Origin of the sequence: Actinoallomurus sp. NPDC052274 (assembly GCF_040679475.1) — a bacterium.
Lineage (GTDB): Bacteria > Actinomycetota > Actinomycetes > Streptosporangiales > Streptosporangiaceae > Actinoallomurus > Actinoallomurus liliacearum.
In genome coordinates this window covers 23,753-38,190 of sequence record NZ_JBFAUT010000002.1, presented here as the reverse complement: position 1 = coordinate 38,190, position 14,438 = coordinate 23,753, and the positions used below count along the sequence as shown (strand labels likewise).

General features: G+C 72.7%; 14 protein-coding genes. 6 read left to right on the top strand and 8 right to left on the bottom strand.

What is annotated here, in order from left to right; genetic code table 11:
* Nucleotides 1–114: 114 nt before the first annotated feature.
* Complete coding sequence (locus AB0K82_RS01975) at nucleotides 115–705, bottom strand: ATP-binding protein (protein ID WP_364391580.1); 591 nt, start codon at nucleotides 703–705, stop codon at nucleotides 115–117.
* Between the two features lie 277 nt (nucleotides 706–982).
* Nucleotides 983–1,327, bottom strand: coding sequence for a YrdB family protein (locus tag AB0K82_RS01970; protein WP_364392134.1), 345 nt, complete (start codon nucleotides 1,325–1,327; stop codon nucleotides 983–985).
* Nucleotides 1,328–1,542: 215 nt separating this feature from the next.
* Between AB0K82_RS01970 and AB0K82_RS01965 the strand changes: the two genes are divergently transcribed.
* A complete protein-coding gene (locus AB0K82_RS01965; RefSeq protein ID WP_364391578.1) occupies nucleotides 1,543–2,709 on the top strand; it encodes a S8 family serine peptidase in 1,167 nt (388 codons plus the stop codon).
* 72 nt (nucleotides 2,710–2,781) lie between these two features.
* Here AB0K82_RS01965 and AB0K82_RS01960 read toward each other — a convergent pair whose 3' ends face one another.
* From AB0K82_RS01960 to AB0K82_RS01950, 3 genes are all read right to left on the bottom strand, one after another.
* Nucleotides 2,782–3,075 carry a hypothetical protein gene (locus AB0K82_RS01960; protein ID WP_364391576.1) on the bottom strand — a complete coding sequence of 98 codons (294 nt, stop codon included), beginning with the start codon at nucleotides 3,073–3,075 and terminating at the stop codon, nucleotides 2,782–2,784.
* 233 nt (nucleotides 3,076–3,308) lie between these two features.
* Nucleotides 3,309–3,878, bottom strand: a complete 570-nt coding sequence (locus tag AB0K82_RS01955; RefSeq protein ID WP_364391574.1) for a hypothetical protein — start codon at nucleotides 3,876–3,878, stop codon at nucleotides 3,309–3,311.
* Nucleotides 3,879–4,143: 265 nt separating this feature from the next.
* Nucleotides 4,144–5,133, bottom strand: coding sequence for a WYL domain-containing protein (locus tag AB0K82_RS01950; protein WP_364391572.1), 990 nt, complete (start codon nucleotides 5,131–5,133; stop codon nucleotides 4,144–4,146).
* A gap of 62 nt (nucleotides 5,134–5,195) precedes the next feature.
* Between AB0K82_RS01950 and AB0K82_RS01945 the strand changes: the two genes are divergently transcribed.
* Nucleotides 5,196–6,548 (top strand): FAD-binding oxidoreductase, encoded by a 1,353-nt coding sequence (locus tag AB0K82_RS01945; RefSeq protein WP_364391570.1) that lies wholly within the window; start codon nucleotides 5,196–5,198, stop codon nucleotides 6,546–6,548.
* Between the two features lie 17 nt (nucleotides 6,549–6,565).
* Here AB0K82_RS01945 and AB0K82_RS01940 read toward each other — a convergent pair whose 3' ends face one another.
* Nucleotides 6,566–7,336: a class III extradiol ring-cleavage dioxygenase gene (locus tag AB0K82_RS01940; protein ID WP_364391568.1), complete on the bottom strand. Its 771-nt coding sequence runs from the start codon at nucleotides 7,334–7,336 to the stop codon at nucleotides 6,566–6,568.
* A gap of 201 nt (nucleotides 7,337–7,537) precedes the next feature.
* Between AB0K82_RS01940 and AB0K82_RS01935 the strand changes: the two genes are divergently transcribed.
* Nucleotides 7,538–8,668 (top strand): FAD-binding oxidoreductase, encoded by a 1,131-nt coding sequence (locus AB0K82_RS01935; RefSeq protein ID WP_364391566.1) that lies wholly within the window; start codon nucleotides 7,538–7,540, stop codon nucleotides 8,666–8,668.
* 8 nt (nucleotides 8,669–8,676) lie between these two features.
* Entirely contained in the window at nucleotides 8,677–9,387 is a 711-nt protein-coding gene (locus AB0K82_RS01930; RefSeq protein WP_364391564.1) for a Mut7-C RNAse domain-containing protein, read from the top strand.
* Here AB0K82_RS01930 and AB0K82_RS01925 read toward each other — a convergent pair whose 3' ends face one another.
* Both AB0K82_RS01925 and AB0K82_RS01920 read right to left on the bottom strand, forming a co-directional pair.
* Nucleotides 9,388–10,980 (bottom strand): ABC transporter permease, encoded by a 1,593-nt coding sequence (locus AB0K82_RS01925; protein WP_364391562.1) that lies wholly within the window; start codon nucleotides 10,978–10,980, stop codon nucleotides 9,388–9,390.
* The gene (locus tag AB0K82_RS01920) at nucleotides 10,977–11,882 is read right to left on the bottom strand and encodes an ABC transporter ATP-binding protein (RefSeq protein WP_364391560.1); all 906 of its coding nucleotides are present in this window, start codon (nucleotides 11,880–11,882) and stop codon (nucleotides 10,977–10,979) included. The genes AB0K82_RS01925 and AB0K82_RS01920 overlap by 4 nt, the downstream gene beginning before the upstream one ends.
* Before the next feature lie 87 nt (nucleotides 11,883–11,969).
* Between AB0K82_RS01920 and AB0K82_RS01915 the strand changes: the two genes are divergently transcribed.
* Together AB0K82_RS01915 and AB0K82_RS01910 are read left to right on the top strand one after the other, a co-directional pair.
* On the top strand, nucleotides 11,970–12,458 hold the full coding sequence (locus AB0K82_RS01915) for a MarR family transcriptional regulator (protein ID WP_364391558.1): 489 nt from the start codon (nucleotides 11,970–11,972) through the stop codon (nucleotides 12,456–12,458).
* Nucleotides 12,459–12,740: 282 nt separating this feature from the next.
* Complete coding sequence (locus tag AB0K82_RS01910) at nucleotides 12,741–14,429, top strand: IS200/IS605 family accessory protein TnpB-related protein (protein WP_364391556.1); 1,689 nt, start codon at nucleotides 12,741–12,743, stop codon at nucleotides 14,427–14,429.
* Nucleotides 14,430–14,438: the final 9 nt, after the last annotated feature.

The window sequence follows — 14,438 nt, the reverse complement described above, 5'->3', positions numbered from 1 at the left end:
GCGGGCGGATCCGGGGGTCGGGCAGCGTCCTGGCGAGGGGGCCCGCCTTCCGGCCCCCGGATCCTTGCGAGGCATCAAACGGGTATCGCTGTGGTGTATTCGCTGGCACCTCCCTCACTTGTCGACGTCGTTGTCCTGAGGCGGCCGGTGCGTCCGCAGTTCGAACCAGACGATCTTCCCGGTCGCGGTACGCGCGGCGCCCCAGCGGCTGGACAGCATGCCGACCAGGTGAAGGCCGCGCCCGCCCTCGTCGATCTCGTCGACCGGGCGCACCCGGGCGATCGACTCGGCGGCCTCATCGTGCACTTCGAACCGCAGCGTGCCCTCCTCCGCGCGCACGGTCAGGTCGATCTGTCCCTTTCCGTGGCGTACGGCGTTGGTGACGAGCTCGCTGACCAGCAGTTCGGCGGTGTCACGGTGGTGGCCGAGGCCCCAGTACTCCAGTTGTTCGCCGGCGAGCCGGCGGGCCGGTGGAACCGCGGCGGTCGAAGGGGGGAGCGGCCATGAGGCGGTGCCGCCCTGACCGCTCCCCGGTCCCTTGGGAGGGCGGGCGGACTCACCACGGTGGACGGCGGCAGTCGGCCCATGCCGCCGGTGGACGCCTCCGCTCCCAGGGGCGAGCGCGACCGGCGGCAACGAGGGCTGCCGCCGCTGCACGCCCGCAGGGGTTCTCATGGGGGTGTTGGTGAGGACGGGCCGATTCATGTCCTCCACTCCTCGTGGAGGGGCCGGTCCCGTCCCGGATGGGGGATCACGTGCCTGACCGCGTCCGCGGACGGGCACGTGGGCTGCCGCTGACACATCGTTCTCGTACCTTTGATCGTCCCTCCGGTTGCCACTGAGTGGATCTGAGTGGGCTATGACCACGAGCATGCTCCCGGGACCCCCAGGTCCGCGCCGGGACAATCCCCCGTATCGCTACGCATTCCACGTATTCCAGGTAGCCGCCCGGCCGGCGAGAAGGCTTCCGAGAGCGGGACGGCTATGCGCGGTTCCGCACCAGGGCGTTCCGGTCCAGGGTCGCGAGCGCCAGATTGGCGACCACGATCACCGCACCGACGAGGGCCAGGGCACCGTGGTCCAGCGCGTACAGAGCGGCGGTGGCGGCGCCGAACACGAGGACCTTGACGAGCAGGACGCCGGCCAGCGGCAGCCGGATCCTGGCCTTCGGCGCGGCGAAGAGCCCCCAGACCACGGCGGTGACCAGGGGAACGCCCACGCCCAGCAGGACGCTCAGGGCCAGCCCGTCGCCGACGTCGGCGCCCCACCAGGCGAGCACGGCCAGTGCGGCGACCTCCAGCGCGAACGCCAGTCCCTCGTTCACCACGTGCAACGGCCGCGGGATCCTCGGGCTCCTTTTCTCGGCTGCGCAAAGCGTACGGCTGGTGATCACCGAGCGTCCGGGCAAGGGCGGGTAAACGATGGTCGACCGATCGACGAGGGCGGCTCGTCGGTGATCGAAGCCGAACCACCGCCTGTGCTGTCAATAGCAGGGTGTCATCGCTCACTCTCCCGCCGCGTCGACGGCTCTCGTCGGCCCTCATGGCCGCGCTCACCGCATGGGGTGCCCTGGCCGCGCAGCCCGTGAACGCCGCCCCGGCGGAGACCCACCCCCGGCTCTCGGTGGTTCCCGCCTGCGGTGCCCCCACCGACGGCCGCATGTCCTGCCTGGCCCTCGTACGCGCCGACGTCGCGCCGCAGCAGGGCATCCTGAAGTCCGCGGCCCCGGCCGGCCTCGGGCCGGCCGACCTGCAGCACGCCTACGGCCTGCCCGCGGCGACGCGAGGGAGCGGGCAGACGGTCGCCATCGTCGTGGCCTTCGACAACCCGCGGGCGGAGGCGGATCTGGCCACCTACCGGGCGCAGTACCGGCTGCCGCCCTGCACCACCGCGAACGGCTGCCTGCGGAAGGTCGACCAGAACGGCGGTACCCGGTTGCCGGCGGCCGACGTCGGCTGGGGTGAGGAGGCGGCCCTGGACCTGGACATGGTCTCGGCGGCCTGCCCGAACTGCCGGATCCTCCTCGTCGAGGCGAGCGAGCCGGACATGGAGGCGCTCGGCGCCGGCGTCAACACGGCCGCGCGCCTGGGCGCGCGCTACATCTCCAACAGCTACGGCGGCCGGGAGGACGCCTCGTCCGCCCGCTACGACGCCGCGTACTTCACCCACCCCGGGGTCGCGATCACGGCCGCGTCGGGGGACAGCGGGTACGGCACCATGTACCCGGCGACCTCACCGCGGGTCACGGCGGTCGGCGGAACCGCGCTGCGCCGGTCGGGCGAGCCGCGCGGATGGACGGAGGTCGCCTGGAGCGGCGCGGGGTCCGGCTGCTCCGCGTTCACCGCCAAACCGGGCCGGCAGCGGGACACCGGTTGCGAGCGGCGGACGATCACCGACGTGTCCGCCGTCGCCGATCCGGCCACGGGCGTGGCGGTCTACGACACGTACGGCGTCGGCGGCTGGCTCGTCGTCGGCGGCACCAGCGCCTCCGCCCCGATCATCGCCGCGGCGTACGCGCTGGCCGGGCCGCCGCCCGCGAACAGTGACCCGGCGTCCTTCCCGTACGGGCGCGCGAGCGCACTCCACGACGTGACGTCCGGCAGCAACGGCTCGTGCACCCCGGAGTACCTGTGCACGGCGGGGCCCGGTTACGACGGCCCCACGGGCCTGGGCACCCCGAACGGCGTCACGGCCTTCCAGGCCGGGTGAGCGAGGGCCGCCGAACGAATCGGCGGCCCGGACCCCCATCCCGACTGGTCGTTACCCGACACGCGACCGGAACTATCGACGCCCGTGCCGGAACTCCCCACGGCCGTGCCGGTGGTGCCGGTAGTGGTGGCGGTGGTGCCGGTAGTGGTGGCGGTGATGCCTGTAGTGGCGGTGGTGCCGGTAGTGATGGCGTCGATGGTGGTCGGACGCGGACACCTGGACGGTGTTGCCCTGCGCCATCGCCACGATCTGGCTGTGAGCGGACGCCACCGTGCCGCTCTGCGCGCTCGCGGGCGACGCCAGCATCAGCGCGCTCGCGGTGGCGGCGGTGGCAAGGCCGGAAGCGACCCACGCTTTCCTCAACACGTTGAGCCTCCTTTTACCAAAGCGCATAACGTTCTGAGGTGATGACCGTCTTGATCGCATCCACGGGAGGCCTACACCAGCCATTATTGCTACATGACCGAGATATAACACAATGGGCCGGTAACGTCTTTTTAGATCGCTAGCCTGATAGATCTGACCGATCGCCACGGACCCGCGCGGGACGAGGGCACAGGCGGCGCCTGTGCCCTCGAATCGATCGAGCGGTAGCGCTTTTACTCGCTGCCCGCGATGCCGGAGATATTGCCCGTGCCGACCCGGCCACGCGGCTCCATGCCGGTCCGGCCGCGTTCCTCCATGCCGGTCCGGCCGCGTTCGTGCGTCCCGACCCGTGTCCGCTCGGTGGTGCCGCGTTCGCGAGGGATCTCTTCCCGTCCGCGCTCCACGCCGGTCCGCGTGCGCTCGCTCATGCCGCCGCGCTCGCGGGGCATCTCTTCCCGGCCGCGCTCGGTACGCGTGAGGCCGCCCCGGGTCCGCTCCGTGCCGTACCGACCGTGCTCCCGGCCGTAGTGCCTGCCCCTCAGGTGCTCCTCCCGGCGCATCTCGCGCTCTCTGCGCATCTCGCGCTCATGACGCATCTCGCGCTCCCGGCGCATGCGCTCACGCTCGCGGCGCCGCCGGCCGTCGTCGCCGGGCAGGACGGAGACGAACTCCCCTGCCGTGGCCGCGACGACCTGGCTGCCGGTCGAGGGGGCGGAACGAGTCTGGGCGTGTGCGGGCGCGGCCATGAGAAGACCGCTCACCACTGCGGCGGCCGCCAGGCCGCCAACGGACGCTTTCCTCACCACAGTCGTGCCTCCTTTGGGGTTGGAATGGCATAGAGCCCGAAACACGACGGCCTGGGAATCACTAAGCCAGGGGCGCCGTAATTGCCATCATCTCTCGGTAATCGGCGGGCACCACTACTAATAGGTAATGAGTCCTCAAACACGACTCCTATAGGCTCGTTCTATCGCTCCCGGCGGCGGACGGCCGAGCACACCGAACGACCTGCCCTGACCGGCGAATTCCAGCCGACCGCGACCGAGTGTAAACGCCTGATCTCTCGTTTCAGGAGGAAGATGCGGACGGCCGGGTCAGCCGGTGCCCGAGATTCCGCACCCGATCGGTGATCTCCGGCGGGGCGTCGAGGGTGAATTCGGCACCGAGGGCCGCGATCACGGCGATGCACTGCACCACCAGACCGGCGGAGTCCGCGCTGAGGCGGATCGCGCACCCGTCCGCTCCGCGGTCCTCGATCTCGCCGGGGATCGAGAAGAACCGGCCGGCGCGTACGGCGTCGGCGGGCAGCCGGACCGTCATCCGCGCGGTGTGGCGGTAGGTGGCACGGGCGAGGCCGCGGGTGAGGTACGCGGCGGGATCCGGCGCCGGCAACTCGCGCGGCTCGAACCGGGCGTGCGCGGGCGTCGGCCGCTCGATCCGGTCGGCCCGGAACGTGCGCCAGTCCGTCCGCTCCGGGTCGTACGCGATGAGGTACCACCATCCCCGCAGGGCGACGAGATGGTGCGGCTCCACCCGGCGGGCGCCGACCTCGTCCGCCCGGTTCCGGTAGTCGAAGGAGAGCAGCCGCCCGTCGCGGCGGCACGCCGCGATCACGGCGAGGACATCAGGGGACACGCGCGGCGCGGTGCCGTGCCGTACGGCGACGGCGGCCTCGCTCAGGGCGGCCAGGCGGGGCCGCAGCCGGGCCGGCAGCACCTGTTCGAGCTTGGCGAGCGCCCGCGCGGAGCTCTCCTCGATCCCGGCCACGCTGCCGTCCGCCGCCGTCACCAGGCCGAGCGCGACCGCGATGGCCTCCTCGTCGTCCAGCAGCAGCGGCGGGAGGTCGCGGCCGGAGACCAGCCGGTAGCCCCCGGCCGTACCGGTCACGCCCTCCACCGGATAGTCCAGCGCGCGCAGCCGGGTGACGTCGCGGCGCAGGGTGCGGTCGGTGACGCCCAGGCGTTCGGCCAGCTCGGCGCCGGACCACTCGCGTCTGCTCTGCAGCAGCGCCAGCAGGCGCAGCAGCCGGCCGGGCAGATTCTTGCGCGTCTCGGTCACGATCTCAGACTGCCATCCGTTCCGGACAAGATGTGTCCGGAACGCCTTCTACGGTGGCCGGCATGAACGAGACGACGAGTGGGGACCTCGACCACCTGCGGGACCGCGCGCACGGGCCGGTCCACCTTCCGGAGACCGACGGCTACGACGGCGAACGCCTCGGCTACCAGCGGCTGGCACCGCACCGGCCGGCGGTGATCGTCGGCGCGGCCGACGCGGAGGACGTACGAGCCGCGGTCGAGTACGCCGCGGCGCGAGGTCTGCGCGTCGCGGTCCAGGCCACGGGGCACGGACTGGGCCGCGCGCTGCGGGACGGGGTGCTGATCGGCACCCGCCGGATGTCCGAGGTCCGGGTGGATCCCGCGGCGCGTACGGCGTTCGTCGCGGCCGGGGCGACCTGGCACGACGTCGTCGAGGCGGCGGCGCCGTACGGCCTGGCCCCGCTGTCCGGGAGCTCTCCCGGCGTCGGGGCGGTCTCCTACACGCTCGGGGGCGGCGTCGGCCTGGTGGCGCGCCGGCACGGGTTCGCCGCGGATCACGTGCGCCGGTTCGACCTGGTCACGGCGGACGGACGGCTCCGTACGGTCACCGCGGCCGCCGAACCGGACCTGTTCTGGGCGCTGCGCGGCGGTGGCCGCGGCCTCGGGGTGGTCACCGGCATGGAGGTCGAACTGCTGCCCATCACCCGGCTCTTCGGCGGCGGCCTGTACTTCGACATCGCGCGGGTGCCCGACGTGTTCGAGGCCTGGCGGCGGTGGACGGAGACGGTGCCGGAGGAGCTGACCTCGGGCCTGACGGCGTTGTGCTATCCGGACCTGCCGATGGTGCCGGAGGAGCTGCGCGGCCGGCACGTGGCGCACGTCCAGATCGCCTACCTGGGCGCCGAGACCGAGGGCCGGGAGCTGGTCGAGGCGCTGCGCGCCGTCGGCCCGCAACTGCGGGACACACTGCGTGACCTGCCCTACACCGAGTCGGGCATGGTCTTCGCCGAGCCGGACCGGCCGCACGCGTACCGGTCACAGAACCGCCTGCTGCGCGGGCTCGCCCCGGCCGCGCTCGCCTCGCTGCCGGGATCGGCCGGCCCGGCGGCCCGGATGATGTGCGTGGTCGGGTTCCGGCACCTCGGCGGCGCGCTGGCACGGCCGCCCCGCGTCGCGAACGCCGTCGGGCACCGGGAGGCCGCCTACCTGCTGAACGTCCTGTCCCTCGTCGAACCCGGCGAGGAGGACAAGGCGCGGGCGCTGCACGAGGAGGTCCTCGTGCCGTTCGCCGCCGACGCGCTCGGCCGCTCCCTCAACTTCAGCTACGGACCGCTGGAGGAGGACGAACTGCGATCCGCGTTCGCGCCGGAGACCCACCGGCGGCTGGCCGCCCTCCGGGCCGCGTACGACCCGGACGGCCGGTTCCAGGTCTGATCGAGCCTGGTCCGGGTCTAGCCGAGCTGGACGGAGCGCTTGGCCATGCCGAGCCAGAAGCCGTCGATGACGCTGCGCTGGGTGTCCAGCTCGGCCTCGCCGGCGCCGAGGGCGACGAACAGCGGCGCGAAGTGCTCCGTGCGCGGGTGGGCGAGCCGGCCGGCCGGCGCCCGGTGCTCGAAGTCGAGCAGCGCGTCGAGGTCGCCGGCGGCGAGCGTCTCCCGGCCCCACGCGTCGAACTCCCTGGACCAGCCGGGCGCGTTCGCGGGGTCCGGGTCCATGCTGAGGGCGCGCAGGTTGTGGGTGAAGAAGCCGCTCCCGACGATCAGCACGCCCTCGTCGCGCAGCGGCGCGAGGCGGCGGCCGAGGGCCAGCAGCCGTTCCGGGTCCAGCGTCGGCATGGAGATCTGCAGGACCGGGACGTCGGCGTCCGGGTACATCTCCACCAGCGGGACGTACGCGCCGTGGTCCAGGCCGCGCTCGGGGTCCTCGTGGACCGGGCCGCCCACGAGCTTGCGGACCTTGTCGGCGAGCTCCGGCGCGCCCGGCGCGGGGTAGGTCACGTGGTAGTAGTGCTCGGGGAAGCCCCAGAAGTCGTAGGTCAGCGGCACCGGGCGGGTGGCGCCGATGGCGAGCGGCGCCGACTCCCAGTGCGCCGAGACGACGAGGATCGCCTCGGGGCACGGCAGGTCGGCCGACCAGGCGGCGAGCTGGCCGGGCCAGATCGCGTCGTCCGCGAGCGGCGGTGCGCCGTGGCTGAGGTAAATCACCGGCATCCGTTCGGACATCGCGACCCTCCAGATGATCGACCAGATGATTGAAGGCTCAACTTACGCCCTGAGCCTACCTCCTTTAGTTGAACTCTCAAGTTCTTTCGTCCAAGTGATGGTGAAGAACCCGACAGGGACGGAGCCGTTCCCTGACCTGAGAGGCCGACTTCGCTACCGTCGCGGTCAGCGAACGCGTCACCTGGGACGGAAGGAGCCCGCGTGCGAGTCTTGGTGATCGGTGCCGGCGTCATCGGCGCCGCCGTCGCCGCCGGGCTGACCCGCCGAGGCGCATGGGTGACCGTCCTCGAACAGCGCTTCCCGGGCGCCGGCACCACCGGCACGTCCTTCGCCTGGGTCAACGCAGGCGACAAGGACCCCGAGGACTACTTCGCGCTGAACCACACGGCGGTCCACGCCTACCACGCCCTGGGCGGAGAGGGTTTCGTCCCCACCGGGCACCTCGAGTGGGCGAACGGCGAGACCCGCCGCCTCGAGCTCAGCGCCCGCGTCGAGCGGCTGCGCGACCGGGGGTACGCCGCCGAGCGGATCACCGCCCGGCGCGCCGCCGAGCTCGAACCCGACCTGGCCGCCCAGCCCGACGACACGGACTACGTCTTCTTCCCGGAGGAAGGGCACGTGCTCCCGGCCGTCCTCCTCGCCCGCCTCCTCGGCGAGGCGCGCGACCGGGGCGCCCGCGTGGAGACCGGCGCGGCCGTCCGCGAGATCACGTCGGGCCGGGGCGGGGTGAGCGTCACGCTGGCCGACGGCGGCGTCCGCGCCGCCGACATCCTGGTCTGCTGCGCCGGCCGGTGGACGGGCGGGCTCGTCGACGTCCCCGTGCTCGACCCACGGGTCTCGGGCACGGTCACGAACGGCTTCCTCGTCACGACCACGCCGGTCCCCGCCCGGCTGGGGCGCGTGCTCACGAGCGACCGCCTGAACGTCCGCCCCGACGGCGGCGGCCGCCTGCTCCTCCAGGCGCTCGACCTCGACGAGGCCGCCGACCCCGAGACCCCGCCGCCGGACGACGTCGGCGCGGAGCTGCTCGCCCGGCTGCCCGAGGCCCTGTCCGCGACGGAGGGCGCGCGGGTCGAGCGGACCCGCGTGGGGCAGCGCGCCATGCCCGCAGACCGCCGCACCGTCGCCGGGTTCACCGACTCCGCCGCTCGGGTGTACACCGTCGTGACGCACAGCGGGATCACGCTCGCGCCGCTCCTCGGCGACCTGGTGGCCGGGGAGGTGTACGGCAAGGAGTCGGCGCTGCTCCGGCCGTTCCGCCCGGCGCGGTTCACCGTTCCGGTGCCCGCCCCGGCCGCGGAGCCCGAATGCCCGGCGCGAGACCGGGGATAGCAGCATCCATGGGGCACGCCCGGCTGGAGTTCGCCGCCGAACTCCGTTTCTTCCTCGCACCCGCCGCCCGCGGCGGTATGGTCCTCGCCCCGCTCGACGGAACCTCCTCCCTCGGGCACGTGGTCGAGTCCGTCGGCGTTCCGCTGCCCGAGGTGGGCGACCTGCTCGTCGCCGACCGGCCGGTGCCGCCGTCCTACCGCCCCCGGGACGGGGACGTGATCCAGGTACGGGCCGTACGCCGCCCGCAGCGCCTGCCCGCGGGGCCGCCCCGCTTCACCCTCGACGTCCACCTCGGGAAGCTGGCCCGGCGGCTGCGGCTCGTCGGGGTCGACACGGACTACCACAACGACATCGACGACGACGTCCTGGTCGAGCTGGCCGATCGCGAGCACCGGATCCTGCTGACGCAGGACCGCGGCCTGCTCCGCCGGCGGCGGCTGTGGTTCGGGGCGTACGTGCGCGGCACCCGGCCGGAGGAGCAGTTCCGCGACGTCCTGGACCGGTTCGCGCCGCCGCTCGCCCCGTGGACCCGGTGCACCGCCTGCAACGGCCTGCTGGCGCCGGTGGCCAAGGAGACCATCGAGCACCTCCTCCAGCCCGGCACCCGGCGCAGCTACGACGGCTACGCGCGGTGCCCGGAGTGCGGCCGCCTCTACTGGAAGGGCGCCCACCACCGCCGGCTGCAGGCGATCGTGGACGCCGCTCTCAGCTCTTCGTGATCAGCCGATGTCGCGGCGGCGGAGGCCCGCGAGACCGGCGGCGGTGACCGCGGCCGCGACGGCGGTGAGCGCGAGGATCGGCGTCGCCGTCAGCTCGGCGCCGGGCAGCTTGGGCACGTGCGTGAACGGCGACAGGTCCATCACCGCCTGGCCCAGCTTGAGGACCGGACCCAACTGGCCGAGGAGCAGGAAGACGCCGAGCACGCCCCAGGCGGCGGGCGCGAGCCGGGGCGCCGCGCCGAACAGCAGCATCGCGATCGCGGCCGCCACCCACGCGGCGGGCGCCTGCACCAGCGCCGCGCCCAGGAGCCGGGGCACCTGGGCGCCGAGGTCGTGCGTGCGCAGCCCGTGGGCCAGCCCCGCCGCCAGGCCGGCGACGCCGAGCAGCACGACCGGCCCCGCCGCCGCGAACAGCAGGTGGCCGGTCGACCACCGCAGCCGGCGGACCCTCGTCGCCAGGAGCGGTTCGAGGCGCTGCGCGGTCTCCTCGGTGCGCATCCGCAGCACCACCTGCACGGCGTACGCCGCGGCGATCAGCCCGAGGACGCCCATGACCGTGCCGACGTAGGAGTCCTCCAGGCCGCGCTGCCCGCCCATCTTGGCGAGCAGGTCCGCCGCGCCGGAGCTGTTCTTGAGCAGGTCCCCGAGGCCCTTGAGGACGGCGCCGATCGCCGCGCCGTACACGACGAACCCGGCCAGCCAGCCGAGCAGCGCGCCCCGGTGCAGCCGCCACGCGAGCGCCAGCGGACTGCGCAGGTACGGGGCCGCGTCGGCCGGACCCGGCCGGGCCGGCAGCAGACCGGCGCCCAGGTCCCTGCGCTCGACCAGCGCGTACGCCGCGAACACCACCGCGACCGCGACGACCACTCCGAGGCCGATGACCCACCAACGCTCCGCGCCGTAGGGCCGGACCTGCTGCGCCCAGCCGATCGGCGACAGCCACGTCAGCCAGGCGACGCGGCCGGCGTCCCCCACCGCGCGCAGCAGGTAGGCGACGCCGACGACGGCGAGCGCGATGCCGCGCGCCGCCTGGGCCGTCTCGGCGAGCTGCGCGGTCACGCCCGCGACGGCGGTGAAGCACAGGCCCGGCACCGTCCAGGCGAGCCCGGTCGCGAGCGAGCCCGCCACCGGCAGGCCGAAGGCGATCAACGCGATGGTCGAGACGACGGCGAGCGCGAGGTTCGCGACCACCCCGACGAGCAGGCCGGCGGTCAGCGGCGCCCGGCGGCCGACCGCGCCCGCGCCCACCAGTTCGAGGCGGCCCGCCTCCTCGTCGCCCCGCGTGTGCCTGACCACCAGCAGGACGCTCATCACGCCGACGAGCGCGCCGCCGATGGCCGCCATCCGCCAGGCGATGACGCCGCCGACCGAGTCGGTGACGTGGATCCGGCCGTACATGGCGACCGTCGCGCCGTTGCCGTTGATGCCGGAGACGAAGTCGCACAGCGACGCGGGCGTGTCGTACAGCTTCTTGAAGCCGTACGCGGTGCTGGCCAGGTAGGCGATGAGGGCGTAGACCCAGACGGCGAGCATGATGCGGCTGCGCCGCAGACCGAGCGTGAGCAACCGCCCGGTGCCGGCGAGAGCGTTCATCGGGCCATCCCCGCGGGCGCCTCGTCCTCGTAGTGGCGCAGGAACAGCTGCTCCAGGGTCGGCGGGGTGCTCGTGAGGCTGCGAACGCCGGCCCGGGTGAGGTGCTTCAGCACCTCGTCGAGCTTGTCGGTGTCGACCTCGAGGCGGACGCGGGTGCCCTGGACGTCGGGGTCGTGCACGCCGGGCAGGGTCGCCAGCCCGTCGGGCGGGCTCGCCAGCTCGGCCGTGATCGACGTGCGGGTCAGGTGCCGCAGCTCGGCCAGCGTGCCGCTCTCGACGGTACGGCCCCGGCGGATGATGCTCACCCGGTCGCAGAGCGCCTCGACCTCGGACAGGATGTGGCTGGACAGCAGCACCGTACGGCCGCGCTCGCGCTCCTCCTCGACGCACCGCTGGAAGACCTCCTCCATGAGCGGGTCGAGGCCGGAGGTCGGCTCGTCGAGGATCAGGAGCTCGACGTCGGAGGCGAAGGCCGCGACGAGGGCGACCTTCTGCCGGTTGCCCTTGGAGTACGCCCGGCCCTTCTTCTTCGGGTCCAGCTCGAACCGCTCCAGCAGCTCGGCCTTGCGGTCCGGGTCGTGGCCGCCGCGCAGCCGGCCGAGCAGGGCGATGACCTCGCCGCCGGTGAGGTTCGGCCAGAGGACGACGTCGCCGGGGACGTACGCGAGCCGGCGGTGCAGCGCGGTGACGTCGCGCCACGGGTCACCGCCCAGCAGCCGCGTCGTCCCCGCGTCGGCCCGCAGGAGGCCGAGCAGGACGCGGATGGTCGTGGACTTGCCCGCGCCGTTCGGGCCCAGGAAGCCGTGCACCTCGCCGGAGCGAACGGTCAGGTCGAGGCCGTCCAGCGCACGCGTCCGGCCGAAGGTCTTCACGAGGCCGGACACGGTTATCGCGTCTGTCATACCTTCAGAACGTACACTACTTTCACAAAATCGTGAAGGTAGTGAACGTCCGATAAACTGGCCGGAGATCGAGAGGAGTGAGAGCGCGTGGCCGAGCGGGACCCCGAAACCGTGCGCCGGTTCGTCGAGCGGTTCGCCTCGGACCTGGTCGAGGCGGGGCTGCCGCGCATGCCCGCGCGCGTCTTCGCGGCGCTACTCGGCTCCGACTCCGGTCGCCTCACCGCCGCCGAGCTCTCCGAAACGCTCCAGGTGAGCCCCGCGGCGATCTCGGGCGCGGTGCGCTACCTCTCCCAGGTCCACATGATCCGGCGGGAGCGCGAGCCCGGGTCCCGCCGCGACGTCTACGTCTCGGACGCCGACATCTGGTTCGAGGCGATCCTCAACCGCGACCGGATCATCGCCCGCTGGCAGAAGAGCATCCGCGAGGGTGTCGAGGCGCTGGGCCCCGATTCCCCGGCGGGCCTTCGGCTGGCGGAAACGCTGGCGTTCTTCGACTACATCCACGAGGAGCTTCCGAAGTTCCTCGCCGAGTGGCAGAAGCGCAAGGCCGAGTGGCGCGCCGCCCGCGAGAGCTGATCGGTTCCATCGCCAGCCGTGCGGCTGTTCCCGGGCTCGGCGCCTCGCGCCCGCTCGGAGGTGGGCGTCGACACCGGCGCGGAAGCTTCACATCGCGGGAAAGGGCGGCGGTGTGATCCTGGTGTGGGGCTGGGTGGCGACAACCATCATCGTCACGTAAAGCGTTGCTATAGTCACGGTCTGTGGATGTCGTTGTGCGGGTCAAACCCACGCGCGGTGCCCGGCAGGCCCCGGCGTCGGAGCCTGTGCTGCCCGTGATCGACCGCCCCGCATCCTGCCTCCGTGCTCATCGCGGTGGTTCGGCGCGGGGGCGCGCCGGTACGGCGGTGCGAGGTCGTGCCGGTACGGCGGTGCGAGGTGGGTGACCTGCGCTCGATCGCGGCGCCGTTCGTGGCGTCAGGTCCGTCCGGTGTCGCGATTCGTGACCGGCTCAAGGGCCTGACGCTCGCGGATGAGAAGGTGCTGCGGCTGATCGGAGACCATCTCGGTGCTCTGGCGGGCACGGACCTCAAAGCGCGGTGTGCGGCCGGGCTGGATCACGACAGCGGCCTGTGGGCGGACCGCAAGCGGGCGCTGACAGCAGAGTCGTCGTCGCGGTGGGCCGGGTCGATCACCAAGGCCACCCACGATCAGTGGGGGCTGGCGCGCCGCGCCCAGAACGCTCACATCCAGAACCTCGAAGCCGCACTCCGCACAATCGCCCACCGCCTTTCTCTGCCGGTTGGAACGAAGGGCACGAAGCGATCACCGGGCGGGTACCGCAGCCCGCGCGAGTGGTTCGCCAAGACTCGCCGCCTGCACCTGCTCCAAGACCGGCTGGAACGAGAGCGGGCCGACTGGAACGCCGGGCGTGTTCACGTCGTGCGCGGCGGCAAGCGGCTGCTCCGCGCCCGGTACAACCTGGACGCCGCCGGACTCACCGAGCCTGAATGGCGGGAGCGGTGGCAGGCCGAGCGCCGGTTCTTCCAGGCCGATGGGGAGTCGGGCAAACGGTACGGGAACCAGACGATCCGCGTCACGCCCGAGGGTGAGGTGAGTATCAAGCTTCCGGTGCCGTTGGCGCACCTGGCCAACACCGGGCACGGCCGCTACATCCTGACCGCGAAGGTCTCCTTCCTGCACCGCGGCGAGCAGTGGCATGACCGGGTGCACGCGAACCGGGCCGTGGCCTACCGCATTCACGAGGATGTGGAGCGGGGGCGCTGGTATCTGACCGCATCCTGGACCACCCCGCCGGTCCAGGCCGTCCCATTGGAGGCTGTGCGTGCCGGGGGTGTGATCGGCGTGGACACCAACGCCGACCACCTGGCCGCCTGGCGACTCGATCCCCACGGCAACCCGACCGGCCGGCCTCGCCGCTTCGACTACGACCTGACCGGCACCACACAGCACCGCGACGCCCAACTCCGGCACGCCCTCATCCGCCTGCTGCACTGGGCGCAGCGGCACAAGCTAGCCATCGCGGTCGAGGACCTGGACTTCACCGCGGAGACGACCCGCGAGAAACACGGGCGACGCAAACGGTTCCGCCACCTGATCTCCGGCATGCCCACCGCCAAGCTCCGCGCCCGGCTGGTTTCCATGGCCGCCGAACTCGGCATCACCATCGTCGCCGTCGACCCCGCCTACACCAGCAAATGGGGTGCCCAGCACTGGCAAAAACCCCTCACCAGCACAAACAAGAACGCCACCCGCCATGAGGCGGCAGCGGTGGCGATCGGACGACGCGCCCTGGGACACCCGATCCGGCGACGGACGACACCGCCCCCACACGACCAGAGCGATCGTGCGGGGCATCGGACCGCCCAGGCCGAACCGGGCGCCCTGGGGCGTGAGGAAACCCGCCCCCGCAACCCCGGACCACGGACACGATCCGCGCCGCCCGGATGCGGAGCGAACGCGGGCGACCAGCGTGCCCAACACCGTTCGGGACACGCGACTGAGCACACACAACTCATGCTCAGTTCTTAGGAACGGTGT

What these genes read in the sequence shown, in the direction of transcription:
- AB0K82_RS01975 (WP_364391580.1), bottom strand. Translation starts at nt 705, where the DNA reads ATGAATCGGCCCGTCCTCACCAACACCCCCATGAGAACCCCTGCGGGC.
- AB0K82_RS01965 (WP_364391578.1), top strand. Translation starts at nt 1,543, where the DNA reads ATGGCCGCGCTCACCGCATGGGGTGCCCTGGCCGCGCAGCCCGTGAAC.
- AB0K82_RS01945 (WP_364391570.1), top strand. Translation starts at nt 5,196, where the DNA reads ATGAACGAGACGACGAGTGGGGACCTCGACCACCTGCGGGACCGCGCG.
- AB0K82_RS01940 (WP_364391568.1), bottom strand. Translation starts at nt 7,336, where the DNA reads ATGTCCGAACGGATGCCGGTGATTTACCTCAGCCACGGCGCACCGCCG.
- AB0K82_RS01930 (WP_364391564.1), top strand. Translation starts at nt 8,677, where the DNA reads ATGGGGCACGCCCGGCTGGAGTTCGCCGCCGAACTCCGTTTCTTCCTC.
- AB0K82_RS01925 (WP_364391562.1), bottom strand. Translation starts at nt 10,980, where the DNA reads ATGAACGCTCTCGCCGGCACCGGGCGGTTGCTCACGCTCGGTCTGCGG.
- AB0K82_RS01920 (WP_364391560.1), bottom strand. Translation starts at nt 11,882, where the DNA reads ATGACAGACGCGATAACCGTGTCCGGCCTCGTGAAGACCTTCGGCCGG.